Below are 23,753 nucleotides of genomic sequence, written 5' to 3'. Positions count from 1 at the left end.
AAAAATGGGCAAACTCCCTTTCATTTCCTGATAAATAGCATACAGTAATATGAATAATCTTTTGGGAAGGGGTTGGTAGAGTGGAGAGCCGGAACTTTAAACTGGATACCGAATGGAATATGATCCATTATCCTGAAAGACCAAATGGTTTCGGTATCCTGGCAATTGGAGACGAAAGACATTTTGTGAATGGCGACAGCAGTTTTTGGACGCAGAATGAGGGCAAACGTTCCATGCTGAACATTTGGAAAAAGGAAGGATATACCGTTTTTTATTCCAATCTATACGGCAGGCATTGGGGAAGTGAGAAGGCAGCCGATTTGGCAATGAGGTTGTGCACCCATATAGTGCGCAGCGAAATTTTGAATCCTTCCTTCCATATAGTCGCTGAAGGAATGGGGGCATTAGTCGCCATGAAACTACTAGCCAACAGGGATCATAAGGTCAGGTCACTGGTGCTGATCAATCCTATTCTCTCGCTGACAGCCCATCTCGAACAAGAAAAAGAGAATAAGTTTTTTTATAAAAAATTGATTGCAGAACTGGAATTGGCGTATGAAACCGAGAGCGATAAGCTACTTCAGCACCTTCATGAACAGGAGGCTGATTCCGGAGGTTTCAATAAAGAAACACCCGTACAGATCATCCATGTTTTGTCTGGTAACAGAGCCTATAAACAATCGAATATCATTAAGGATTTATCCGCTGAATGGCAAAAGAACAGTTTTCCAATTGCAATAAGCTATATGCTGCCAGAAAAAAAATCGCAGATAGGATTCCAAATCATCCAATTTCTGTCCAAACATGAGCAGGTCCTATAGCCCTTGCAAATATTTTCAAGCCTTCCTTCATAGGATACAAAAGAGGGTGTTGCAAGGAGGGATTTCTATGGAAAGAGCTATGATTGTGGGGGTATACGATTTTATTGGCTATAGTCTTTGTCGTCATTTGCTTGATATGGGAATCGAAGTGACTGGAGTCCATCCGATCGGTGAACAAGACCATGATTATACAGAAGAAAAGCGTTTGGAAATCGGCAGGAATGCTAATTTTTCAGAAATCAGTCTAATAGAGTGGCAGGGAATAGAAGAGGTTGATTTCGTCTTTGTCACCTTGTTTGAACTTTTTCTGGAGCAAAATCGCACTGAAAAGGGGCTAGAGGAAGTTTTCGCGATACTCCAGTCTAAACATTGTACCAAACAGCGGACAGCTTTGCTCCTTCCCGCATTTTTCGCACAGGAAAATGCGAAACTTGAAACAACATCTGTTAAATTAGCTCAGTTTCTCGATAATGCAAAATCTTCTGTCCTGGTAATCTATTTACCGACTATTTATGGGCCATGGCAGCCTGAGAATTGTTTTTTTCAGAAAACGATGAATCATCCATCAAGGGAAAAAGAAGCTGTGCTCGGTATTGATCCTTTGGAATGGACCGAGGATTGTTTGTATATTGATGATACAGTGAATTGTATTAGAAAAATGGCTGAATCGGGCGAACAAGGACAGTTTATGCTGGCAAGCGGAGAACCGGATAAATGGCAAGAGTGTGCCAGGAAACTTCTAGGCAAGCACCCATCAATCCCTGTAACAAGAGGTGAATTAGTTAAAATAAGAAGGGGAATTAACGTCAAAAAACTAAAGAAAAATGAGGATGTCCACACAGGCTTGGATAAACAAAGAGAGCAATATTCGAGGATCCTGGCCAGCAGAGTCCGAAGCGATTTCCCATAAATTACTTTTCAAACGATACTCCACAGAGTAAAATGGTAAAAGATTCTTCCCCTCGTTTCCATTTCACGAAAGAAGCGAATACTGCTGATGGAATACAGTGCGCATACAGGAGGTGCATCGGATGTTGAAGCGTTTCGGGCTGATATGGTTAAGCCTTATTTTGCTAGGAGGATGCGGACAACCTCTTACAAAAGGAAAAGTGCAGAAAGTCGGTCTGCTGGTGCCTGAAACGATAGATGATCAGGTGTGGGGTACGAAGGGATATCGCGGCTTGCTGCAAATCCAGACACTTCTGGGGGTGGATGTTTTTTTCAAGGAAGACATGAATTCCCAAGATGCTGTAGAGGAAGCTGTTAGGGAATTTGACCGTAAAGGTGTGAACCTGGTCTATGGACACGGCGATGAGTACGCTACTTATTTCAATAAGCTTTCAGAAAGATACCCTGATATCCATTTCATCAGTTTCAATGGTGATGCCCGAAAGGAGAATACGACAAGCCTAAACTTTAAGGGTTATGCGATGGGTTTCTTTGGGGGTATGGTCGCGAGCCATATGTCGAAAACAGGAAAGGTTAGCATTATCGCGGCATATGAATGGCAGCCAGAAGTCGAAGGTTTTTATGATGGCGCCATTTTTGAAGAAAAGAATACGAAGGTTGACATCCGTTATGTTGGTCACTGGGATGATCAAAATAAAGCTTTGGATGTTCTTGATGAAGTGTTGAACGATGGCGCAGATGTCATTTATCCGGCCGGGGATGGGTACAATGTTCCCGTGATTGAAAAAGTAAAGGCTAGCGGCAATTATATTATTGGCTATATATCGGACCAGTCCGACTACGGGGAGTCGACTGTTCTGACAAGTACCGTTCAGCATATTGAAGACTTGTATGAGTTAACGGCGGAGAAATACAATAACGGCACCCTTAAATCCGGCAATTTATCATTCGATTTCCAGGACGGCGTGATTTCTCTTGGCAAATTCAGCCGCGACGTTGATTCAGACTACCGTAATAAGTTGAATGTATATATTAATACTTACAAAAACACAGGAAAATTACCTAACCAATGATTCCAGACTATAGGAGGCAAACAAGATGCAAAATAATGAGAAAACGATGGAATTCATGCAAATCGCGATGAAATACCTTCCCGAAGCACAGCAAAAACTGCAGGAAGCAGGTATTGAGCTGACAATGGACAATCTTCAGCCTTTTTTCACTCTGTTTACGGAAGTAATGAACGAAGCATATGAGCTGGGGAAAGCAGACGCAGCAGTCGAATTAAATAAAAAATAAAAGCGGTGGGATTCCTCCGCTTTTATTTTAGCAAATCTTTGAGAAGTGTCCAGCGCCTAGCCCCTCGAGACGTTTCTGTCCGCCCGATGAAGTCAAAGAGCGACTTCTTCGGTCGACCTCCGAGGCACAGGATGTGCTAGACCCGCCAGCCACAGGACGTGGCGTTTTAGGCAGGCCACGCTTGTTGGGACGCCGTTTTACTTTTTAATGATCTGGTCAAAAAATGGCTTAATTTTGCCGAAAAGTGGCTTGAGCTCCTTGGATGAAGTGATTAGTGTATCAACATGGTGCATCACTTCATCTAAATCAATATGATCAAGATACTTGCTGAAAGAGTATGTTGGCTCGGTCGGCTGGTCCTTGCTTACATCCGTGCTCTTCTTGCCACCAAACATGAAGCGATCGAAAAACTCGGATTTCTGACCAGGCTCCTCGCTGTATCCTTGTTCTTTTCTTTTAAGCTTGAAACCAAACGGGTCTCTAGCTTTCTCATCCTCCATTTTTATTCCCGCCTTTCTCTATCCTGGCATTTTTTCAGACGCGTGGTCTTCATTAGTAGCCTATGAGAAATAGGATTATATGGACTGGGCCAAGAAGGCAAATCTTATTTTTTAGTTGCAGTAGCAGAGGGTTATCTGCTAAAATTAGTACCAAGTCATAATAATTGATAATAATAAATTGCTCTAAATAAACAGAATCTAAGGAAATAAGGAGATGATCCCATGAATGCAGGGATAATTGGAGTTGGGCGATACTTGCCAGAAACGATAGTAACAAATTTGGATCTGGAAAAGAAAATGGATACCTCGGATGAGTGGATTCGCTCAAGGACGGGAATTGAAGAAAGAAGAATTGCCAAAGATGATATGGATACTTCCTATTTAGCCTATCAAGCTGCAGCAGAAGCGATCAAAAATGCTGGCATTGCAGCTGAAGAACTTGATCTCATCCTGGTGGCTACCGTAACGCCGGATCAGCCGTTCCCAACAGTGTCCTGTATGCTCCAGGATCAGCTTGGTGCAAAAAAGGCTGCAGCAATGGACATAAGTGCAGCCTGTGCCGGATTTATGTATGGGATGGTAACCGCAAAGCAATTTATCGAAACGGGCGATTATAAGTACGTGTTAATCGTAGGTGTTGAAAAGCTATCAAAGATCACGGACTGGAATGACCGGAACACCGCTGTCCTTTTTGGTGACGGTGCCGGAGCAGTGGTGATGGGTCCCGTTTCAGATGGCAAGGGAGTTCTTTCGTTTGAGCTTGGTTCTGATGGAACCGGCGGAAAGTACCTTTATCAAGACAAATATATTGTGATGCATGGCCGGGAAGTTTTCAAATTTGCGGTAAGGCAAATGGGCGAGAGCAGCATCAATGTACTTGAAAAAGCCGGCCTTTCCAAAGAAGACGTCGATTTCTTGATTCCTCATCAGGCAAATATCAGGATTATGGAAGCCGCCCGTCAGCGCCTTGATCTTCCTATCGAGAAAATGTCCAAAACAGTCCATAAGTACGGAAATACATCTTCCGCGTCCATTCCGATTTCGCTTTTTGAAGAAATTGAAGCTGGAAAAATCAAGGATGGCGATGTAGTGATAATGGTTGGCTTTGGCGGCGGCTTGACTTGGGGCGCGATTGCCATGCGGTGGGGTAAGTAATTCAGAACATTTCAGTCAAAATTAGTGATCAGGCAAAGGAGATGCAAAAAAAAGATGAAGAAACGCAGAGTCGTAGTTACTGGAATCGGGGCTGTCACACCGCTCGGAAATGATGCAGAAACTACTTGGAAACATATTTTGGAAGGTGTATCGGGCATAGGTCCCGTCACGAGGCTGAATGTCGAAGAATTCCCGGCAAAGGTCGCAGGGGAAGCAAAAGAATTCAATGTGGAAAACTTTATAGAACGAAAAGATGCCAGAAAGATGGACCGGTTCACTCATTATGCAGTCGCTGCGTCGATGATGGCTGTAAAAGATGCCGAGCTGGAAATTACCGAGGAGAATGCTCCGCGTGTTGGAGTATGGATCGGATCAGGAATCGGTGGAATGGAAACATTTGAGCAGCAGCATGAAACATTCCTAAATAGAGGATACCGCAGGGTCAGCCCTTTTTTCATACCAATGATGATTCCTGACATGGCAACAGGACAGGTATCGATCGCTTTAGGAGCAAGAGGCTTTAACTCCTGTACAGTTACCGCGTGTGCGACCGGAACAAATTCAATTGGAGATGCCTTCAAGGTCATCCAGCGTGGCGATGCTGATGTTATGGTAACCGGAGGGACAGAAGCACCAATAACAAAAATGGCCTTTGCAGGATTCTCTGCAAATACGGCCCTATCAACAAATCCTGATCCACAAAAAGCGAGCAGGCCATTCGATAAAAACCGTGACGGATTCGTCATGGGCGAAGGTGCGGGAATAGTTGTACTCGAGGAGTTAGACCATGCATTGGCTCGTGGAGCTAAAATCTATGCTGAAATTGTTGGCTACGGTGCCACAGGCGATGCCTACCATATCACTGCACCAGCCCCTGGAGGAGAAGGCGGGGCAAGAGCGATGAAAATGGCACTGGATGATGCAGGACTCACTCCTGAAGAAATCGGATATATCAACGCTCATGGAACAAGTACACAGTACAATGACAAGTACGAAACGATGGCGATTAAAACTGTCTTTGGCGAGCAAGCCTATAAGCTTGCCGTAAGTTCAACTAAATCAATGACCGGACACTTGCTCGGAGCAGCTGGAGGTATTGAAGCCATCTTCACCGTTCTCACCTTAAAGGAAGGAATACTGCCACCAACAATCAATCTGGAAACACCAGACCCAGAATGTGACCTTGACTATGTACCAAATAAGGCACGCACTCAGCAAGTAACTGCAGCAATCAGCAATTCGCTCGGTTTCGGCGGACATAACGCCACCATCGCATTTCGGAAGTATAATGGGTAAGAAATAACCTAAAATAATAAAAAGGAAAACTCTCCAAGTAACCTCACGACGAATTTTTGGACATGGGTCTGAAAATTTGAAAGTGATCAGTCTATTCTTGGTGAGTTTTTTTATTTGTAAACGAAACGAGGAGAATTAAGGTTAAAACTTATTTTAAAATAAAAAAAGTATTGCATTTGTAATTAAATTGTAATATTATCTTTTTAACTAGTAAAAGTTTTTAGAAAATTATAAACACACTAAAATATCAGAAATGAGTATTTTACAATATCAATCTTTCATAGGATGGCGGTGTATTACTGAGCATGACTGCATTATTGGAACTTAAAAATCTAAAAACTTATTTTAAGCGAAAAAAAATAGAGATACCTGCTGTTGATGGGGTAGATTTAGTCATAAATAAAGGGGAAACTGTAGCCCTTGTTGGCGAATCAGGATCTGGGAAGAGCATAACATCTCTTTCTATAATGAGATTGATCCCCAGCCCCCCTGGCCGAATTGTTGATGGACAAATCAATTTTAACGGGCAGGATCTGGCAAAGTTGACGGAGGATGAACTTTGCAAAATTCGTGGCAACGATATTTCGATGATTTTTCAGGAGCCGATGACATCACTTAATCCAGTACTAACAGTAGGGGAGCAAATAACAGAGGTTTTGACATACCATCAAGGCATGTCAAAAACAATGGCAAAGAAAAAAGCTATAGAGATGCTGGAATTGGTTGGATTCTCGCGCGCGAAGGAAATCGTGGATGATTATCCTCATCGCCTGTCTGGCGGTATGAGGCAGAGAGTTATGATCGCGATGGCGATGAGCTGCAATCCGAAACTTCTTATTGCAGACGAACCAACGACAGCACTAGATGTAACAATCCAAGCGCAGATTTTGGATTTAATGAAGGATCTTAGCAAAAAATTTGAAACTTCCATTTTGATCATCACTCATGATCTAGGGGTAGTATCAGAGATAGCTGACAGGGTTGTAGTGATGTATGCAGGTCAGGTGGTGGAAGAAGCACTGGTTGAAGATTTGTTTGAAAACCCTCTTCATCCATATACGGAAGGTCTGATGGGTTCTGTGCCTTCAATTGAAGAAGATCTTGACAGATTGAAGTCAATCGAAGGAAATGTCCCTGCTCCTGAAAACCTGCCAGCTGGATGTCGCTTTGCTCCTCGCTGTCCACACAAATTTGACCGTTGCACAGCCGAAATGCCGCAACTTTTGAAGATAAATGAAACTAGGGCGGCAAGGTGTTTTTTATATGACAGCAAGGAGGTGCCTCAATGATCACAACGAATGAATTAGAAGAAAGAAATGCAACTGTCGGTCACTCAGATACATTGCTGGAATTAAAAGATGTAAAGAAACACTTTCCAATAAAAACAGGATTTTTCCAAAAAAATGTAGGTCAAGTCAAAGCTGTGGACGGAATAAGTTTTTCGATAAAAAAGGGAGAAACACTAGGGATTGTTGGAGAGTCTGGCTGCGGAAAGTCAACTGCAGGAAGGACGCTCATTAGACTCTATGAACCTACCGATGGCAAAATAATTTTTAAAGGGAAGGATATTTCTCATCTTTCTGAGGCGGAACTACGAAAGGATGTTCGAAAAGACATTCAAATGATTTTCCAAGATCCATTTGCTTCTCTTAATCCAAGAAAAACCTTGCGATCGATCATACGGGAACCACTGGACACCCATAATCTTTACAAAGGAAAAGAACGGGATGAAAAGGTGGAAGAGCTTCTGGAGAAAGTTGGTTTGGATGCATCTTTCATCAACCGCTATCCTCATGAATTTTCTGGCGGGCAGCGTCAAAGAATTGGGATTGCAAGGGCGCTTGCACTCCATCCTGAGATGATTATTGCAGATGAGGCGGTCTCAGCACTTGATGTATCGATACAAGCCCAAATTATAAATTTAATGGAAGACCTTCAGGAAGAATTCGGCTTGACATATATGTTTATCTCCCACGATTTGAGCGTTGTGAGGCATATCAGTGACCGAGTGGGAGTAATGTACCTTGGCAAAATGATGGAGCTTGCCGCCAAAAAAGAAATTTATTCTAATCCTCTCCACCCCTATACACAAGCACTTCTTTCGGCTGTTCCTGTGCCAAGGAAGAAAGGTGTTGCAAAAAGGGAACGGATCATTTTGAAAGGCGAATTGCCTAGTCCAGCGAATCCGCCAGCAGGCTGTGTATTCCATACCAGATGTCCTGCTGCATTCGATCTTTGCAGACAAGTGGTACCTGACTTCCAGGAAGTCAAAGATAACCATTTTGTTGCCTGTCACTTGTATAAATAGCAGGCGTATAATTTTATCTTCGAAAGGAGGAGATAGCATACATACGGTCTAAGGTTTTTTAAGAAAGAAAAAACGATAACGAGGGGGAAATAACGTGAAATTAAGAAAAACTTCATGGCTGGTTATAAGTCTTACACTGATCCTTTCTTTATTCCTTACTGCTTGCGCTGGGAATACACCTGAGAAGACAACTGGGACTACGGATAAAGACGGAACGAAGAATGAGGAAGCAGCTGGAGAGCCGCAAAAAGGCGGAGATTTAATCATTGGATCAACTGGATCACCTACACTTTTCAACTCTCTATATTCTACCGATACTGCGAGTTCAGATATTGAAAGTTTCATTTATGATGGACTAGTAACGTCTGACACCGAATTTAATCCTACATTTAGTATGGCTGAGGACATTAAAGCTTCTGAAGATGGCCTGACTTACACAGCAAAATTAAAAAAAGGGATTAAATGGCATGATGGTGAGGAGTTCACCGCAGACGACGTAGTTTTTACATTCATGATTCCCAAAAACCCAGATTATGTCGGCGAACGAGGATCGAACTTTGAGTCACTGGAGAAGGTAACGAAAATCGATGACTATACTGTGGAATTCAAATTGAGCAAGAGGGACGCTTCCTTCTACCCGGTAACATTGAGCTATTTCATTTTACCTGAGCATATTCTAAAAGATGTACCCGTTGCCGAACTTGGTGAGCATGAGTTCAATACGAAGAGCCCAATTGGTACCGGTCCATTTAAATTTGTTGAGTGGAAAGATGGCGAGTATGTAAAAGTTGAAGCATTCGATGATTATTTCAAAGGCCGTCCGAACCTTGATTCATTAACATACAAAATCGTTCCAGATATGGATGCAATGATTGCGCAAATTCAGGCTGGCGACATTGATTTTGCAGCTGGTGTTCCAGGAACTGACATTGAAACAGTCAAATCATTCCCTGGAGTGAAGGTAGAGTCAGGACTTGCTCTTTCTTACACTTATTTAGGATACAACCAGAAGAATGATCTGTTTAAAGATAAAAAAGTCCGCCAGGCACTTACACATGCGATTGACAGGGAAGCAATTGTAAATTCCGTCATGAACGGGGATGGAAAAGTCGCTGATGTTCCTGAAAGTCCACTTTCCTTCGCCTACAATGACGATGTTCCAAAATTCGGTTATGACGTCGAGAAGGCCAAATCATTACTTGCTGAAGCAGGCTGGAAAGACACCGATGGGGATGGTATTCTCGATAAGGACGGTAAAAAATTCTCTTTCACGGTAAAAACAAACCAGGGTAACAAAGTAAGGGAAGACATTGTTGTCGTTCTACAAGAGCAGCTGAAGAATGTCGGTATTGAAGCGAAGCCAGAAATTGTTGAATGGAGCGCATTTATTGAACAAATTTCAGCTCCAAATTGGAATTACGATGCACTTGTGCTTGGATGGAGCCTGTCAACCTTCCCGGATCAGTACGATATTTTCCACTCAAGCCAAATGAAGGAAGGCTTAAACTTCGTATGGTATTCCAATCCTGAGGCTGATAAGCTAATGGAGGAAGCAAAACAAATTCTTGACCAGGATGAATATAAGAAGGCTTATGCTGATATTTACAAGATGATCGCCGAAGATCAGCCTTATACTTTCCTGTACTATCCAAACGTACACAGGGTAATGCCTGAGAACCTACAAGGATATGTATTCCATGCGAAAGATGACTACTATGAGATTTATAAATGGTGGTTAAAAAAATAATGTGAGGTAAGACCCATATCTTTAACTTGGAAAAGGGAAGGGGGGTATTCCTTCCCTTTTTCAATAGTAACTATTGAATATTGGACTTTTTTTAGTCTTGAGCATAAAGATCGTTCACTAGAAAAGGAGCATTGCCATGTTATCTTATATTATTCGCCGAACATTAATGGCCATCCCCTTGTTATTAGGAATTACAGTTGTCTCCTTTGCCATTATGAAATTTGCTCCTGGTGATCCTACAAGCTTGATGATGGATCCAACCATAAGTCAGGCGGACAAAGCAAAGTTTATGGAAAGATATGGGCTGAATGACCCTGTTTATATCCAGTATTTTAAATGGCTTGGTGCCATGCTTCAAGGAGACTTTGGCACATCTTTGATCAGAAAAGGTGTTCCAGTAATGGAAATGATCATGAACAGGATGCCAAACACCATTCTATTAATGGTGGTTTCTACGGTGCTTGCCGTGGTGATTTCTATTCCTTTTGGAGTAATCTCTGCTACCAAAGCTTATTCCAAGCTTGATTATTCTGTAACGATTACCTCATTTCTCGGAGTAGCAACACCTAACTTCTTTCTAGGTCTCATCTTAATTATGGTTTTTGCCGTCCAGTTGAACTGGTTCCCAACTGGAGGGGTTTCTACCCTTAATGAACCATTTAGCATCTGGGACAGGATCCATCACTTATTCCTGCCCGCCTTTGTATTAGCAGCAGCAGATATGGCTGGTTTAACGAGGTATACGAGATCGAGCATGATGGAGGTAATCAAGCAGGACTATATTAGGACAGCAAGAGCAAAAGGTTTTAAAGAGCAAAAGGTAATCTATAAACATGGACTCCGCAACGGCTTAATCCCAGTAATTACTATTTTCGGCTTGATGATTCCATCATTTATTGGCGGTGCAGTAATCGTGGAGAAAATCTTTACCTGGCCTGGGATTGGCTTGTTATTCGTTGATTCCGCCTTCCAGCGTGATTATCCGGTGATTATGGGCCTAACGGTCATATCAGCTGTCTTTGTCGTAATAGGTAATCTGGTCGCAGATATTCTGTACGCAATTTTTGATCCGAGGATCGAGTATTAATAGGAGGTAAACATGGCAAAAATAAACCTGGCTGAAAACCCATCTCCTAGCCTTGAATTGCATGGGATTAAAACTACACGCGATACAATGCTTCAAATCGTTGCACGAAAGTTTTTCAGAAATAAACTAGCGGTGATCGGAGGAATATTCCTTATCGTCATTATCTCAGCAGCCCTGCTGGCACCGGTAATTGCACCATATTCTCCTGAGAAGCAAAAACTGCTTGAAAAATTGTCTGTTCCAAGCAGAGAACATCTCCTTGGGACAGACCGTTTTGGCAGAGATATATTTTCAAGACTTTTATATGGCGCACGAATTTCGCTTCTTGTGGGCTTTGCATCTGTATTGGGTTCTATTACAATAGGAACTTTTCTTGGCGCAATTGCAGGTTATGTTGGCGGAATCGTGGATGCATTAATCATGAGGTTTGTTGATATCATCTTGTCCATTCCATCGATCTTTTTACTTATAACTCTAGTAACAATTTTTAAGCCAGGCGTAGATAAATTGATTTTAATTTTCGCATTGCTTGGCTGGACTACAACGGCTCGTCTAGTCCGTGGCGAATTTCTATCATTAAGATCCAGGGAATTTGTTCTTGCATCCAAAACGATTGGCACTAAAACGCATAAGATCATTTTTTCTCATATTTTGCCGAATGCAATGGGCCCGATAATTGTATCTGCGACATTGTCAATCGGATATGTCATTCTCGCTGAATCAGGATTAAGCTATTTAGGTCTTGGAATTCAACCGCCAGTAGCAAGCTGGGGAAATATGCTACAGGATGCACAGAATTTCACGATTTTGTTAAATTCGTGGTGGTATCCTTTAGGTCCTGGCTTAATGATCCTGTTGACAGTGGTTTGTTTTAACTTTGTTGGAGATGGATTAAGGGATGCGCTTGATCCAAAAATAAATGAGTAAAGCCAGGGAAAACCTGGCTTTTTCTCATTGTTTGGGAAATTAAACTATTTTAAAATGCTGCTGACTGCTTTTATTATGAAGGTTTGATAACAAGCCTTAGCAATTTAATACATATATTCTAGAAACCTAAATACTGGCGAAAATTTGTAATCAGCATTTTTAGCTATAACGGTGGAGTGTTATTTTTTGTAGCAGGGGAAATTGCTTTTCCTAATAAGGAATATTTTTACTTAGTGCTGCCCATACTGATGGACAAACAGTTTCTTGAAGTGAGGGATTATAAATCATGTTGTATCTTCATGATGTCTGGGTAAACTGGTTCGAAGGGGAAGAAAACGGCTATAATGTCTGCCACTTTCACGAGTGGCGCAAGGACGATGGAGTCGAGTTGCTTGACCAAGTGCCGCTGCTGAAAATTGACCACTTATTATTTCATTACATTGAGAACGATTTATCTGAGTTGCCTCAACAGCTTCTCGATGACATTTACCGCAAGGCATACTTAAGGAAAAATCATGAACGCACACAGCTTGATTACTGTTTTGTCGTTACGGATGGGACTGGAATTTTGGCTGTTGATACGATCGGCTATAACATTCCGATCCGAAAGAGCCGGCTTATCCCTCGACAGGAACAGCTTGTTTACGAAATGATCGAAAATCAGGATACAATCCACTACAGCTTCAACGATCAAAGATCCTTAAAGAATTTCCATATTCTATCACCTTCTCCTGATTTAATGAGGGGATTGACCCGAAAGGAAAGACAATTAAAGCAATTGTTGTTCATGGCGATGGACCAGCTACACTCGTCGAAAAATGTAGCTGAGGTGCGTTATTGGTTCACGGAGTGGAAACCTGAACAATATGAAGAAATACAGTGTCTCCCATTTGAGGAAGTATGGGAGCAATTATATGAAGAAACAAAATTCGGCTGGACTCCTAGACACGAAAAATTTTGTGAAAATATTATCAAGGGGCAAGCGTTTTTTGAAAAACTATGGGAAATGGAGCACGGCCCGAAAGTTAATTGACAAAAAGGAAGCAGACGAAAAGTTGAGGCTACGGAAAAACCTTGCCTTTTTTCAAAAGGAAATAAAAAAGATGACTCCGAAATTCAAAAAAATTGAATTTCGAGTCATCTTTTTTGATCCCCCATTAAGTTTAAAGGATACCAGCCTATATTATGTGACGATAAAACAGGCAATCTCAAGTGTAAGGGCACTTCTCGAATCTCCATATTTTATGCAAAGATTTGACCAAACATTATAAGAGCCAGGTTTCCCTGGCTCCCTAACTATTTTATAAACGCCTTCTCGACTCCCGGAGGCATCCATCTCGGCAATGACTGATAAGCTTGTCCATTGATATAAAAGAGTACTTGACAGGTCCGGCCGACTTGATCCTTCCCGGAAAGCTTTCTAATTTTCCTGCCTTCTTACTTTTCGTCGGACAAGTAAACGCCGAACAGCCCGCGGTTAATCAGTTTGTGAAATTTCCGGTGTGGCAATCGAGCAGTTATCGGCGGGCAACGCTTGTCGGGGCTGAACAAGGCACTTTCGCTTTTCTTGCTTGAAATGCTCAGCTCCAGTACCTGTTACCACCACTAGCGTTTTCGTCCTAAGCCCATTGCATTTTCCATCTTTTTGAGCATTTTGTTGGCGGCGAGGTTTGCCTTTTTAGCGCCGCGATCCAAGATTTCATCTAGTTCTGTGGAATCGATCAGCTCATAGTATTTTTTCTGAATGGGCTCGATGACTTCAACAACAACCTTGGCAAGATCTCCTTTGAAGTCTCCGTATCCTTTCCCTTCATAATCCTTTTCAATTTCATCAATTGCTTTGCCAGTTAAAATAGAATAGATGGACAACAGGTTGGAGATACCCGGTTTATTTTCTTTATCATACTTTACGATGCCTTCAGAGTCGGTTACCGCACTCTTGATTTTTTTTTCGATTTGCTTTGGTTCATCCAGCATGGAGATAAAAGCTTTGTTGTTCGGATCTGATTTGCTCATTTTCTTCATTGGATCCTGTAAAGACATAACTCTTGCGCCGACTTTGGCAATGCGCACTTCCGGAATCGTGAAAATGTCATTGTATTTCTTATTAAAACGCTCGGCTAAATCTCTCGTCAATTCTAAATGCTGCTTTTGGTCTTCGCCAACTGGTACAAGATTGGTACCATAAAGAAGGATGTCGGCAGCCATTAGCGGGGGATAGGTTAAAAGGCCGGCTGAGACCGCTTCTTTCCCAGTGGATTTATCCTTGAATTGCGTCATTCTCTCCAGCTCACCTATATAGGTAACGCATTGCATCATCCATCCTGCCTGAGCATGTGCCGGTACTTCTGACTGAATGAATAAAGTAACTTTTTCAGGATCAATACCAGAGGCAATATACAAAGCGGCGAGGCTCCTGATGTTATGGCGAAGCTGCAAGCGATCTTGCGGTACCGTAATCGCGTGCTGGTCAACGATGCAGAAATAACAACTATATTCGTTTTGAAGTTCTGTAAATTGCTTCATCGCACCAATATAATTGCCTAAGGTAATCGTGCCGCTCGGCTGGATACCAGAAAAAATTGTTTCCATAAATCATTCCTCCTAAGATTTTTACAGGAGTTCTTCTCCTGCAATTTGACTCACAGACGAAAAAGCGTGCACAAAAAAAGACCACTCGCCCCTATTTGATAGGGACGAATGGTCCGTGTTGCCACCCTAATTACTCACGAATGAGTCACTTTGCCCATGTCATTTTGCAGCATGGATTCCTTTAACGCTGGATCACGTCTGGAGCTACTCTAAGTTCGAACCAGAAGCTCAAAAGTCCATTCCATTTGCCAGGCTGTTTGTTTCCACCGATCACAAACTCTCTGAAAGCCTTAAACAGATGTACTACTCTTCATCATTGCTCTTTTTCATTTTCATTTATAAAAAAGATTATAATAAAATATCCAATGATTAGCAAGGTATTATAGATAATATACGTACAATGCACTTAGCATCAGCAAGAAGTCGAACAATCCTACCAAAAACAATGGATTTGCATTGATGGTTATCAGTTCTGATAAGGGAGTTATATCATTTCTGGAATGGTTCTTCTCTTCCTTGCCAGCAAAAACAGTCCGGAAAGAATAGGAAATGGCGTCAAAGAACCCGGAATGAACTGTAAAGACAACCATCGAAGTGAAGATCAGGATACTTGCAATATAAAAAGAGATATTTATATAACTTAGCAAGGTTATCGTCTGTTGATCTAGGAGTGAAAGGATCAAAACAATGAATTGTGAAAGGGAAAAGCCTATAAAAATTTTCCTGAATCTAGTACGCATTCAACAATTCCTCCTTTATATTGTTATTCCATAAAAGTTTTTAGCTGATTAAATGAACAAAAAAGATGAAATATTACAAAAAAAAACACAGCATTTTTGCTTCATGAACGTTGGTAAGACACCATTATACCATAATTTATTAAGGAAATTTATTACTATTGTTTCAATAATGTAAATTTTTCTCGCAAAAAGATTGAACATTTAATTCAATCTATGTATAATAGGAAATGTAAGAAGTTTTCAGAAAACAATGAAAGAGGGGGCATATTTTTGAAAAAGTCAAAATTTTCACTTCTGTTGCTTTTGACTCTAGTATTCTCGTTAGTTCTGTCTGCGTGTAGCGGCAGCAATAATGCTGGAGATCCAAAGCCAGAAGATAACGGAGGCACAACAGGCGACACAGCTGCCGTGCCACAAGAATTAAGAATGTTGGATTCCTCTGAGATTCCTACAATGGACAGTGTCCTTGCTGAAGGTTCGACCAGTTTCACTTACATAAACAACGTAGGTGAAGGTCTTTACCGCCTTGATCAAAACCACAAGCCAGTTCCTGCACTTGCAGATGGCGAGCCGAAAATCAGTGATGACTACCTAGTCTACACTTTCAATCTAATCGATTCAAAATGGTCGAACGGTGACCCTGTAACTGCACAAGACTTTGTATTTGCATGGCAGCGCGCTATCGATCCTAAAACAGCTTCTCCATATGGTCCATACATGATGGGCGGCAAGATCAAAGGAGCAGCAGAAATAACAGAAGCTGGTTCTAAGGGAGAGCCTTATGATCTGAACACACTTGGTGTGAAAGCCATTGACGAAAAGACATTAGAAGTAACGCTAGACAAGCCTATCGCTTACTGGGAAGATCTGTTCGCCTTCCCAACCTTCTATCCGCAAAACCAAAAGTTTGTGGAAGAGAAAGGCGATGCTTTCGCAAGCAGTGCTGAAAACTTACTTTACAACGGTCCTTACGTAATGGAAACTTGGGAAGGTACTGATGCTTCTGAATGGGTACTGACTAAAAACCCGGATTACCACAGTGCTGATCAAGTCAAACTTGAAAAAATCACTGTAAACGTCGTGAAAGATTCAAACTCAGCTGTGAACGCATTTGAAGCTGGCGAAACAGACATGACTGGATTGCTATCTTCTGACATCGTTCCTTCTTATCAAGGCGACGAGCGTATGCTTAGCTGGATGGAGCCAACAGTATTCTGGATCAAGTTGAACCAGAAGAATGAAGCACTAGCTAACAAAAACATTCGTAAGGCAATTGCAATGGGCTTCAACAAAGAAGACCTTGCTAAGAGCATTCTGAACAATGGTTCAGTAGCTGCAAACTACTTTGTACCAAAAGATTTCGTAACGCTTGATGGACAAGATTTCCGTGAAAAGTACGGTGACCTTGTAACTTTCAATGCTGAGGAAGCTAAAAAGGCATGGGAAGCTGGACTTAAGGAACTTGGTGTAGATAAACTTGAACTTCGTTACCTTGGTGGAGACACTGAATCTGCTAAGAAAACAGATGCTTACATCAAGAATCAGTTAGAAACAAATCTTCCTGGATTGACAGTCAAGCTGGAAAGCGTTCCTTTCGCAGTCCGTCTAGAGCGTGACAACTCTATGGACTATGATCTTCAATTCGCTGGATGGGGACCAGACTACGGGAATGCATTGTCATTCACCGACCTTTGGATCACCGATGGCGGAAGCAACAGAATGGGCTACTCTAACCCAGAATACGATAAGCTGATCAAAGCAGCTCAAGGCGAACTTGCTACTGACGAAAAAGCGCAGTGGGAAGCACAACAAGATGCAGAAAAAATCATGCTTGCTGAAGATTATGGTTTAGCGCCTGTTTACCAGCGTGCAGCCAACATCCTTCTTAACCCGAATGTAAAAGGACTTGCAATCTATAACTACGGTCCTGATTACTCGTTCCAATGGATAACCATCGAGGGCGAATAATAATAAAGCATATTTCTTATTTCAGAGTGTAATAATTCTGAGGATAGAAAGAGAGTATATCTAGATATACTCTCTTTTTCCCTGTAAACAATTTGTCGAACAATAAGGAAAATTGAAATTATACAGGAGGTGCACCCAAATGGCAAAATACCTGTTAAAAAGGGTACTTTATATGTTTTTGACTCTTTTCATCATTGCGTCCCTAACATTTTTCTTAATGAAAATCATTCCTGGAACGCCTTTTGCAAGTGCGAATAAATTGGGTCCTGCACAAATGGAAATCATGAAGGCAAAGTATGGTCTCGATCAGCCAGTACCTGTCCAGTATGCTAAATATATTGGCAATTTGCTGCGAGGAGATTTAGGTATTTCTTTCCAGTTTAATAATACTCCAGTTACCGACCTGATGCTTAAACGTTTAGGCCCTTCCATGCAGTTAGGTGCCCAAGCGATGTTGCTTGGTACAATTGTGGGTATTGTACTAGGTATTTTTGCTGCAATCAGACAAAATACGTGGGTTGATTACAGTTCCACTTTTATCGCAGTATTGGGTAAGTCGATACCGAACTTCGTCTTTGCAGGGTTGCTGCAATATTTTGTTGGGGTAAAATTAGGCTGGTTTCCGGTATTATTCTGGCGAGGTTTCGAATATACCATCATGCCAACTATTGCTCTTTCTATGCTCCCAATCGCAATTGCTGCCCGATTTATGCGTACAGAAATGATTGAAGTATTAGGTTCAGACTATATCATGCTGGCAAAAGCTAAAGGTGCGAGTTTCTTTGAGATTGCGTTCAAGCATGCTTTAAGAAACGCGCTGATCCCGCTCGTAACGGTTCTTGGACCTTTGGCTATCTCTTTAATGACTGGTTCACTAGTAGTGGAAAAGATTTTTGCGATCCCTGGCCTTGGAGAACAATTTGTAAAATCGATTACAGTTAATGATTACCCTGTTATTATGGGTACAACCATTTTATTTGCAGCTTTGTTTGTAGTGATCATCCTAGTGGTGGATATTCTTTATGGAATCATCGATCCTCGGATCAGGCTGTCTGGAGGTAGTAAGTAATGGCTGACTTTGAAGCAAAAATTCTTAATGATCGTTTCAGGCCGGCGGGAGTCGATTCTACAAAGAGTGAGGAAATAAATAAACCGAGCTTAACCTTTTGGCAAGACGCATGGATGCGCGTTCGTAAAAACAAAGGGGCGGTAGTAAGCTTAATAGTTTTGGCTTTGTTAATCATTATGGCGTTTACTGGTCCATTGATAAGTGGGAAAGAATTTGACACGCAAAATGTAAGTCATAACAATTTGTCGCCAAAAATTCAGGGGCTGGAAAACATCAGTTGGCTTCCGTTCGATGGAATCAAAACGAACAAAGCAGGCAAGGAAATCGACACGTATGAAATAAATAATGTGAATGAATATTACTGGTTCGGCACAGACGCATTAGGGCGAGACCTGTTCACACGTGTTTGGAAAGGGACTCAAATCTCTTTATATATTGCTTTTTTGGCAGCTGTCATTGATATGATCATCGGTGTTGCATATGGCTCGATATCTGGTTACTACGGTGGCAGGCTGGACAATGTGATGCAGCGGATTACAGAAATCCTTGTTGGTATTCCAACAATGATCGTTGTTATCTTGATGATTCTTGTATTGCAGCCAGGTATTATTTCGATAACGGTTGCCTTGACGATTACAGGCTGGGTAGGTATGGCCCGTGTAGTACGTGCTCAGACGCTTAAACTTAAGGAGCAGGAATTTGTCCTTGCTTCTAAAACACTTGGAAACAGCGATGGCAAGATCATCTCGAAGCATTTATTGCCCAACCTTGCCGGTGTCATAATTATCAATACAATGTTTACGATTCCGAATGCGGTTTTCTTTGAGGCGTTCCTAAGCTTTATCGGACTTGGTCTACAGGATCCTTATGCATCACTGGGTACATTAATTGATGAAGGATTTAAAGTGCTAAGGTTGCACCCGCATGAGATGATAATTCCAGCTGTTATCATCAGTATTATCATGATTACGTTCAATATGCTGGCAGACGGATTGCGCGATGCGCTTGATCCGAAAATGCGCGATTAAGGGGCAGGTGAATGTATTATGGAAAATATTTTGGAAGTTAAGGATTTAAATATATCCTTCCATACATTCGCGGGCGAAGTGAAAGCAATCCGCGGTGTGAACTTTGAGTTAAAAAAAGGGGAAACTCTTGCAATTGTTGGTGAGTCTGGATCTGGTAAATCGGTAACGACTAAGGCGATCATGAGATTATTGCCTCCTGGAAATTCCCAAATCAAGCAAGGGGAAATCCTGTTTGAGGGAAAAGACTTAACAAAATTATCCGATAGACAAATGCAAAAAATCCGTGGCCAGGATATTTCGATGATCTTCCAAGATCCAATGACGTCTTTGAATCCAACAATGACAGTTGGCAAACAGATCATGGAACCCTTGATTAAGCATCAAAATATGAGTAAATCAGCTGCTAGAGAACGTGCTGTACAGCTCTTGAAGCTGGTTGGAATTCCAAAACCAGAATTGCGCGTAAAACAATATCCGCACCAATTCTCAGGCGGGATGAGACAAAGGGTCGTAATCGCAATTGCTTTGGCATGCAATCCGAAGGTGTTAATTGCAGATGAACCAACGACTGCTTTGGATGTTACGATTCAGGCACAAATTTTGGAACTGATGAAAGATTTGCAGCAAAAAATTGATACTTCCATCATTTTCATTACTCATGACCTAGGAGTAGTTGCAAACGTCGCGGACCGGGTAGCAGTTATGTATGGTGGGAAAATAGTTGAAATTGGGACTGTTGATGAAGTTTTTTACAATCCGCAACATCCATACACTTGGGGATTGATCAGTTCCATGCCAAGTTTGGATGCAAAAGATGGGGAACTATATGCAATCCCTGGGACACCACCAGACTTATTGCATCCGCCAAAAGGTGATGCATTTGCTCCGCGAAATGAATATGCAATGCAAATCGATTTAGAGGAACAGCCTCCGATGTTTAAAGTGTCTGATACACATTATGCTGCCACCTGGCTGTTGCATCCCGATGCTCCTAAGGTAGAACCGCCGGAAGCAGTGAAGAGCAGAATGCGCAAATTCATGGGCATGAAATAACTGAAGGAGGAGGACTGGCTGATGGAGAATCGAGAAAAGCTTCTTGAAATAAAAAATTTGAAGCAATACTTCAATATGGGACAACAGAATGAAGTGAGAGCGATTGATGGAATCACTTTTGATATTTATAAGGGAGAAACTCTTGGGTTGGTTGGAGAATCAGGCTGTGGGAAGTCCACAACTGGACGAACAATCATCAGGCTATACGAAGCGACAGATGGAGAGGTCCTTTATAAGGGAGAAAATGTACATGGCAAGAAAAACAAAAAGGATTTAAAAAAATTCAACAGAAGCATGCAAATGATTTTCCAAGATCCTTACGCTTCCTTGAACCCAAGGATGAAGGTATCTGATGTGATTGCCGAGGGCATTGATATTCATGGACTGGCAAAAACAAAGCAAGAAAGAATGGAAATGGTATATGAACTCCTTGAAACAGTGGGCTTAAATAGAGAACATGCCAATCGATACCCACATGAATTTTCAGGTGGGCAAAGACAGCGTATCGGAATTGCGCGTGCACTTGCCGTACAGCCTGAATTTATAATTGCAGACGAACCAATTTCCGCTTTAGATGTTTCTATTCAGGCACAGGTCGTGAACCTGTTGAAGAAACTGCAGCGTGAAAAAGGGTTAACATACTTGTTTATCGCACACGATCTTTCAATGGTTAAATATATCAGTGATCGAATTGGGGTCATGTATTTTGGTAAGCTAGTGGAATTAACGACTGCTGAAGAATTGTACAAACATCCACTGCATCCTTATACTCAATCATTGCTGTCAGCGATCCCGCTGCCAGACCCTGAATCAGAGCGAACACGGAGACGTAAAACTTATGATTCGAATATCCATCAGTATGCAGATGGAGAAGAAGTAAAAATGCGTGAGGTAGTGCCGGGGCATTATGTTTATTGCTCTGAAAAAGAACTAAACCAATATCAACAGCAATACGTCAAGTAGTCGGAGTATAACAGATGCCTGCAACAATCGAATAGCACCCCTTAAACGAATAAAAAGCCTGGTTGGATTGGTAAAATCCTGCCAGGCTTTTCATATTATTCGATTTTCTTCATAATAATAAGTTATAATAATAGAGAATATGGATTACTTCTTGCTGCCGCCAACATTTTTCCAGCCGTTTTGTAGCCTGGTTGATTGATTGACGAATTCATTTCTTTTATTCCCACTAAAGAACCTGGTGCCGATTCCATTCGTAATGACGCCAATTGTTGCGGTAATACCCACGATCAGCAAAGCAATGATAGTTAAATCCATAATGTAACCGCCCATGATAAACCTCCACCTTTTTTTCACATACTTGAGTTAATTCATGATCTGTATATCTTTAGTTTAAAAGAATTGTAAGCGTATGAAAAGAACTTTATTAAGAAAAAATAATATCAACATTATGATCATGAGTATATAGGAAAAGCTGGAAGCTTATCGGGTGAAATAAACTGTAAAGGAGATAAGCAATGCATTGGTATGAAAAATTGAATCAGTATTTCCCGATTGAGGAGATGAAATCAAAGGAGCACATGGAAACTTTATTACAGGAGCGCCCTGAAATTTATCAAAAAAATGAAGGACCGGGGCATGTTCTTATGTATGTTGAAACCGATGATTTCGTATTCATTGATTATTTATTTGTCTCAAAGGATACTCGAGGTCAAGGGCTTGGTCATAAACTGATTGAAAAGCTCAAAGAGAAAGAGAAGCCGATCATTCTGGAAGTCGAGCCAGTGAATTATGAAGACACAGATTCAGAAAAACGTCTTCGCTTCTATAAAAGGGAAGGGTTTGAACATGCCCGGACAATTGGGTACAGACGCAGATCACTGGCAACAAATGAAATCAATGAAATGGAAATTTTATATTGGTCACCAAATAAAGCTTCAGAAGAAATGGTGTATGAAGCAATGAAAAAAACCTATAACATGGTTCATACTTATAAGGATCAGGCGTTTTACGGGGAGTCCTACCAGCCGGTGGAAGAAGTACTTACGCTTGAAAATAAACGGGATGACTTATTGCAAGATTTATAATCATAAACGCAATCAGGAGGAAAGACCTGATTGCGTTTTCATTATAACGACCTTAAATGAGAATAAAAAAAGCGAGAAAAAATGTTTAAGCAGATCAAAAACGGGTATATTTAAGTAAATTGCGAATTTTGTATACTGACGGTCAAAATCACTAAAGATTTTTCGTATATTTATATGGACGGACAGCAAAGGAGATGAAAAATATTCATTAATAATGAAACTTTTCTCCATTTCATTCGTTATATATAAAGAAGACAGAAATTTTACATAGTACTGTGTAATTTTTAGAAAAAGGATACCTTTTCGAGTCTTTATGGTGTATAATAAACATTATAAAATTAAACTTATTATTATTTAATAAATGCCAGTCATTTGAAACAAATAATAGATAAGTAAATCTTAAGGAGTGTGAATTACCAATGGTCACTTTATACACTTCACCAAGTTGTACTTCATGCAGAAAAGCAAAAATATGGCTTGAAGATCATGAAATTCCCTACACGGAAAGAAACATTTTTTCAGAACCTTTGTCCATTGATGAAATAAAGGAAATACTTCGAATGACTGAGGATGGAACGGATGAAATCATTTCCACTCGTTCAAAGACATTTCAAAAATTAGATGTAAATCTTGAGGCTATGCCATTACAGGAATTGTTTGGAATCATCAAAGAAAATCCAGGCTTGCTACGCCGCCCAATCATTATCGATGAAAAGCGCCTGCAGGTTGGTTACAATGAAGATGAAATCAGGCGCTTTCTGCCTCGTAAAGTACGTACATTCCAATTGCGCGAAGCTCAACGTCTAGTAAATTAAATGATAAAGCTCCCGATTTTTGGGAGCTTTTTGTTGTTATAATGGAAATGCTAAAAGCATAATGTACATTAGGTCATCAAAAGTCAGCCAGACAAATTGAAAATAAGCAAGCTTTCTGTTAAAATAAAAAGAATACTTCCATTTTGCAATTGTTTGGTTGTCATTATATTTTTCTCTGAACGATTATCAGTGAGAGGCGCATTTTAGGCACTAAACGATAAAAAAAAGCTTTTTGCAAAAATGGGTAGATTTTTTATTTCCAAAATGGCGGTTTATAACATAAAATGAATGTACAAGATTATTCAATTTACCTTCCTTTAATGATAACAAGTTGCTATTAAGGGTAATAGATATGGACCAACTGCTTTTTGGGGGTATTAGTCCCTTCAAA

At 41.0% G+C, this 23,753-nt stretch carries 24 protein-coding genes and 1 other annotated feature; of the genes, 19 read left to right on the top strand and 5 right to left on the bottom strand.

Going from position 1 to position 23,753, the window contains the following annotated elements; translation table 11 throughout:
* The first annotated feature begins 80 nt into the window (after positions 1–80).
* The 4 genes from J2S25_RS09000 to J2S25_RS08985 all read left to right on the top strand — a co-directional run bounded on the left by J2S25_RS09000 (position 81) and on the right by J2S25_RS08985 (position 3,029).
* Positions 81–821 carry an alpha/beta fold hydrolase gene (locus tag J2S25_RS09000; protein WP_044391939.1) on the top strand — a complete coding sequence of 247 codons (741 nt, stop codon included), beginning with the start codon at positions 81–83 and terminating at the stop codon, positions 819–821.
* 67 nt (positions 822–888) lie between these two features.
* Positions 889–1,731 (top strand): NAD-dependent epimerase/dehydratase family protein, encoded by an 843-nt coding sequence (locus tag J2S25_RS08995; protein WP_307191728.1) that lies wholly within the window; start codon positions 889–891, stop codon positions 1,729–1,731.
* Positions 1,732–1,852: 121 nt separating this feature from the next.
* Positions 1,853–2,803, top strand: coding sequence for a BMP family ABC transporter substrate-binding protein (locus J2S25_RS08990; RefSeq protein ID WP_044391937.1), 951 nt, complete (start codon positions 1,853–1,855; stop codon positions 2,801–2,803).
* A 25-nt stretch (positions 2,804–2,828) separates the two neighbouring features.
* On the top strand, positions 2,829–3,029 hold the full coding sequence (locus tag J2S25_RS08985; protein ID WP_044391935.1) for a ComZ family protein: 201 nt from the start codon (positions 2,829–2,831) through the stop codon (positions 3,027–3,029).
* Between the two features lie 197 nt (positions 3,030–3,226).
* Here the strand turns inward: J2S25_RS08985 and J2S25_RS08980 are convergent, their stop codons facing one another.
* Positions 3,227–3,529: a hypothetical protein gene (locus tag J2S25_RS08980; protein ID WP_307191727.1), complete on the bottom strand. Its 303-nt coding sequence runs from the start codon at positions 3,527–3,529 to the stop codon at positions 3,227–3,229.
* Between the two features lie 222 nt (positions 3,530–3,751).
* Between J2S25_RS08980 and J2S25_RS08975 the strand changes: the two genes are divergently transcribed.
* The 8 genes from J2S25_RS08975 to J2S25_RS08940 all read left to right on the top strand — a co-directional run bounded on the left by J2S25_RS08975 (position 3,752) and on the right by J2S25_RS08940 (position 13,082).
* The gene (locus tag J2S25_RS08975; RefSeq protein ID WP_307191726.1) at positions 3,752–4,684 is read left to right on the top strand and encodes a beta-ketoacyl-ACP synthase III; all 933 of its coding nucleotides are present in this window, start codon (positions 3,752–3,754) and stop codon (positions 4,682–4,684) included.
* A gap of 54 nt (positions 4,685–4,738) precedes the next feature.
* Entirely contained in the window at positions 4,739–5,980 is a 1,242-nt protein-coding gene (gene fabF / locus J2S25_RS08970) for a beta-ketoacyl-ACP synthase II (protein WP_307191725.1), read from the top strand.
* Between the two features lie 305 nt (positions 5,981–6,285).
* Positions 6,286–7,269, top strand: a complete 984-nt coding sequence (locus J2S25_RS08965; RefSeq protein ID WP_044391927.1) for an ABC transporter ATP-binding protein — start codon at positions 6,286–6,288, stop codon at positions 7,267–7,269.
* Positions 7,266–8,288: an ABC transporter ATP-binding protein gene (locus J2S25_RS08960; protein ID WP_307191724.1), complete on the top strand. Its 1,023-nt coding sequence runs from the start codon at positions 7,266–7,268 to the stop codon at positions 8,286–8,288. The genes J2S25_RS08965 and J2S25_RS08960 overlap by 4 nt, the downstream gene beginning before the upstream one ends.
* 94 nt (positions 8,289–8,382) lie before the next feature.
* Positions 8,383–10,035 (top strand): peptide-binding protein, encoded by a 1,653-nt coding sequence (locus J2S25_RS08955; RefSeq protein ID WP_044391923.1) that lies wholly within the window; start codon positions 8,383–8,385, stop codon positions 10,033–10,035.
* A gap of 136 nt (positions 10,036–10,171) precedes the next feature.
* Entirely contained in the window at positions 10,172–11,122 is a 951-nt protein-coding gene (locus tag J2S25_RS08950; RefSeq protein WP_307191723.1) for an ABC transporter permease, read from the top strand.
* Between the two features lie 12 nt (positions 11,123–11,134).
* Positions 11,135–12,049 (top strand): oligopeptide ABC transporter permease, encoded by a 915-nt coding sequence (gene opp4C / locus J2S25_RS08945; protein WP_044391920.1) that lies wholly within the window; start codon positions 11,135–11,137, stop codon positions 12,047–12,049.
* Positions 12,050–12,335: 286 nt separating this feature from the next.
* The gene (locus J2S25_RS08940) at positions 12,336–13,082 is read left to right on the top strand and encodes a YjbA family protein (RefSeq protein ID WP_044391918.1); all 747 of its coding nucleotides are present in this window, start codon (positions 12,336–12,338) and stop codon (positions 13,080–13,082) included.
* Positions 13,083–13,486: 404 nt separating this feature from the next.
* Here the strand turns inward: J2S25_RS08940 and J2S25_RS08935 are convergent, their stop codons facing one another.
* The 3 genes from J2S25_RS08935 to J2S25_RS08925 all read right to left on the bottom strand — a co-directional run bounded on the left by J2S25_RS08935 (position 13,487) and on the right by J2S25_RS08925 (position 15,381).
* Positions 13,487–13,558: a hypothetical protein gene (locus J2S25_RS08935; protein WP_241768429.1), complete on the bottom strand. Its 72-nt coding sequence runs from the start codon at positions 13,556–13,558 to the stop codon at positions 13,487–13,489.
* A 96-nt stretch (positions 13,559–13,654) separates the two neighbouring features.
* Positions 13,655–14,641, bottom strand: coding sequence for a tryptophan--tRNA ligase (trpS, locus tag J2S25_RS08930; RefSeq protein WP_044391913.1), 987 nt, complete (start codon positions 14,639–14,641; stop codon positions 13,655–13,657).
* 97 nt (positions 14,642–14,738) lie between these two features.
* Positions 14,739–14,967 (bottom strand) — a binding site (T-box leader).
* 54 nt (positions 14,968–15,021) lie between these two features.
* Positions 15,022–15,381 (bottom strand): DUF3899 domain-containing protein, encoded by a 360-nt coding sequence (locus J2S25_RS08925; protein WP_044391911.1) that lies wholly within the window; start codon positions 15,379–15,381, stop codon positions 15,022–15,024.
* Positions 15,382–15,651: 270 nt separating this feature from the next.
* On the opposite strand from J2S25_RS08925, the gene J2S25_RS08920 reads away from it, so the two are divergent.
* The 5 genes from J2S25_RS08920 to J2S25_RS08900 all read left to right on the top strand — a co-directional run bounded on the left by J2S25_RS08920 (position 15,652) and on the right by J2S25_RS08900 (position 21,462).
* Positions 15,652–17,349 (top strand): peptide ABC transporter substrate-binding protein, encoded by a 1,698-nt coding sequence (locus tag J2S25_RS08920; RefSeq protein ID WP_307191722.1) that lies wholly within the window; start codon positions 15,652–15,654, stop codon positions 17,347–17,349.
* A 139-nt stretch (positions 17,350–17,488) separates the two neighbouring features.
* Positions 17,489–18,418 carry an oligopeptide ABC transporter permease gene (opp3b, locus tag J2S25_RS08915; protein ID WP_044396490.1) on the top strand — a complete coding sequence of 310 codons (930 nt, stop codon included), beginning with the start codon at positions 17,489–17,491 and terminating at the stop codon, positions 18,416–18,418.
* Positions 18,418–19,446 carry an oligopeptide ABC transporter permease gene (opp3C, locus tag J2S25_RS08910; RefSeq protein ID WP_307191721.1) on the top strand — a complete coding sequence of 343 codons (1,029 nt, stop codon included), beginning with the start codon at positions 18,418–18,420 and terminating at the stop codon, positions 19,444–19,446. The genes opp3b and opp3C overlap by 1 nt, the downstream gene beginning before the upstream one ends.
* 18 nt (positions 19,447–19,464) lie before the next feature.
* Positions 19,465–20,499: an ABC transporter ATP-binding protein gene (locus tag J2S25_RS08905; protein ID WP_044396492.1), complete on the top strand. Its 1,035-nt coding sequence runs from the start codon at positions 19,465–19,467 to the stop codon at positions 20,497–20,499.
* Between the two features lie 21 nt (positions 20,500–20,520).
* On the top strand, positions 20,521–21,462 hold the full coding sequence (locus J2S25_RS08900) for an ABC transporter ATP-binding protein (RefSeq protein ID WP_044396494.1): 942 nt from the start codon (positions 20,521–20,523) through the stop codon (positions 21,460–21,462).
* Positions 21,463–21,606: 144 nt separating this feature from the next.
* On the opposite strand, the gene J2S25_RS08895 is transcribed toward J2S25_RS08900, so the two are convergent.
* Complete coding sequence (locus J2S25_RS08895; RefSeq protein ID WP_044396495.1) at positions 21,607–21,792, bottom strand: hypothetical protein; 186 nt, start codon at positions 21,790–21,792, stop codon at positions 21,607–21,609.
* 185 nt (positions 21,793–21,977) lie between these two features.
* Between J2S25_RS08895 and J2S25_RS08890 the strand changes: the two genes are divergently transcribed.
* Together J2S25_RS08890 and spxA are read left to right on the top strand one after the other, a co-directional pair.
* Entirely contained in the window at positions 21,978–22,547 is a 570-nt protein-coding gene (locus J2S25_RS08890) for a GNAT family N-acetyltransferase (RefSeq protein ID WP_044396496.1), read from the top strand.
* 419 nt (positions 22,548–22,966) lie between these two features.
* Positions 22,967–23,362: a transcriptional regulator SpxA gene (spxA, locus tag J2S25_RS08885; RefSeq protein ID WP_044396497.1), complete on the top strand. Its 396-nt coding sequence runs from the start codon at positions 22,967–22,969 to the stop codon at positions 23,360–23,362.
* Positions 23,363–23,753 lie beyond the last annotated feature (391 nt).

The sequence above is a fragment of the Mesobacillus stamsii genome, from assembly GCF_030814065.1.
GTDB lineage: Bacteria > Bacillota > Bacilli > Bacillales > Cytobacillaceae > Mesobacillus > Mesobacillus stamsii.
Note: the sequence above shows the minus strand (reverse complement) of the source record. Positions and strands in the feature narration are given on the sequence as shown.

What these genes read in the sequence shown, in the direction of transcription:
- trpS (WP_044391913.1), bottom strand. Translation starts at nt 14,641, where the DNA reads ATGGAAACAATTTTTTCTGGTATCCAGCCGAGCGGCACGATTACCTTA.
- opp3b (WP_044396490.1), top strand. Translation starts at nt 17,489, where the DNA reads ATGGCAAAATACCTGTTAAAAAGGGTACTTTATATGTTTTTGACTCTT.
- spxA (WP_044396497.1), top strand. Translation starts at nt 22,967, where the DNA reads ATGGTCACTTTATACACTTCACCAAGTTGTACTTCATGCAGAAAAGCA.
- J2S25_RS08965 (WP_044391927.1), top strand. Translation starts at nt 6,286, where the DNA reads ATGACTGCATTATTGGAACTTAAAAATCTAAAAACTTATTTTAAGCGA.
- J2S25_RS08960 (WP_307191724.1), top strand. Translation starts at nt 7,266, where the DNA reads ATGATCACAACGAATGAATTAGAAGAAAGAAATGCAACTGTCGGTCAC.
- J2S25_RS08980 (WP_307191727.1), bottom strand. Translation starts at nt 3,529, where the DNA reads ATGGAGGATGAGAAAGCTAGAGACCCGTTTGGTTTCAAGCTTAAAAGA.
- J2S25_RS08940 (WP_044391918.1), top strand. Translation starts at nt 12,336, where the DNA reads ATGTTGTATCTTCATGATGTCTGGGTAAACTGGTTCGAAGGGGAAGAA.
- J2S25_RS08985 (WP_044391935.1), top strand. Translation starts at nt 2,829, where the DNA reads ATGCAAAATAATGAGAAAACGATGGAATTCATGCAAATCGCGATGAAA.
- J2S25_RS08900 (WP_044396494.1), top strand. Translation starts at nt 20,521, where the DNA reads ATGGAGAATCGAGAAAAGCTTCTTGAAATAAAAAATTTGAAGCAATAC.
- fabF (WP_307191725.1), top strand. Translation starts at nt 4,739, where the DNA reads ATGAAGAAACGCAGAGTCGTAGTTACTGGAATCGGGGCTGTCACACCG.
- J2S25_RS08895 (WP_044396495.1), bottom strand. Translation starts at nt 21,792, where the DNA reads ATGGGCGGTTACATTATGGATTTAACTATCATTGCTTTGCTGATCGTG.
- J2S25_RS08925 (WP_044391911.1), bottom strand. Translation starts at nt 15,381, where the DNA reads ATGCGTACTAGATTCAGGAAAATTTTTATAGGCTTTTCCCTTTCACAA.
- J2S25_RS08950 (WP_307191723.1), top strand. Translation starts at nt 10,172, where the DNA reads ATGTTATCTTATATTATTCGCCGAACATTAATGGCCATCCCCTTGTTA.
- J2S25_RS08995 (WP_307191728.1), top strand. Translation starts at nt 889, where the DNA reads ATGGAAAGAGCTATGATTGTGGGGGTATACGATTTTATTGGCTATAGT.
- opp4C (WP_044391920.1), top strand. Translation starts at nt 11,135, where the DNA reads ATGGCAAAAATAAACCTGGCTGAAAACCCATCTCCTAGCCTTGAATTG.
- J2S25_RS08975 (WP_307191726.1), top strand. Translation starts at nt 3,752, where the DNA reads ATGAATGCAGGGATAATTGGAGTTGGGCGATACTTGCCAGAAACGATA.
- J2S25_RS08990 (WP_044391937.1), top strand. Translation starts at nt 1,853, where the DNA reads ATGTTGAAGCGTTTCGGGCTGATATGGTTAAGCCTTATTTTGCTAGGA.
- opp3C (WP_307191721.1), top strand. Translation starts at nt 18,418, where the DNA reads ATGGCTGACTTTGAAGCAAAAATTCTTAATGATCGTTTCAGGCCGGCG.
- J2S25_RS08905 (WP_044396492.1), top strand. Translation starts at nt 19,465, where the DNA reads ATGGAAAATATTTTGGAAGTTAAGGATTTAAATATATCCTTCCATACA.
- J2S25_RS08890 (WP_044396496.1), top strand. Translation starts at nt 21,978, where the DNA reads ATGCATTGGTATGAAAAATTGAATCAGTATTTCCCGATTGAGGAGATG.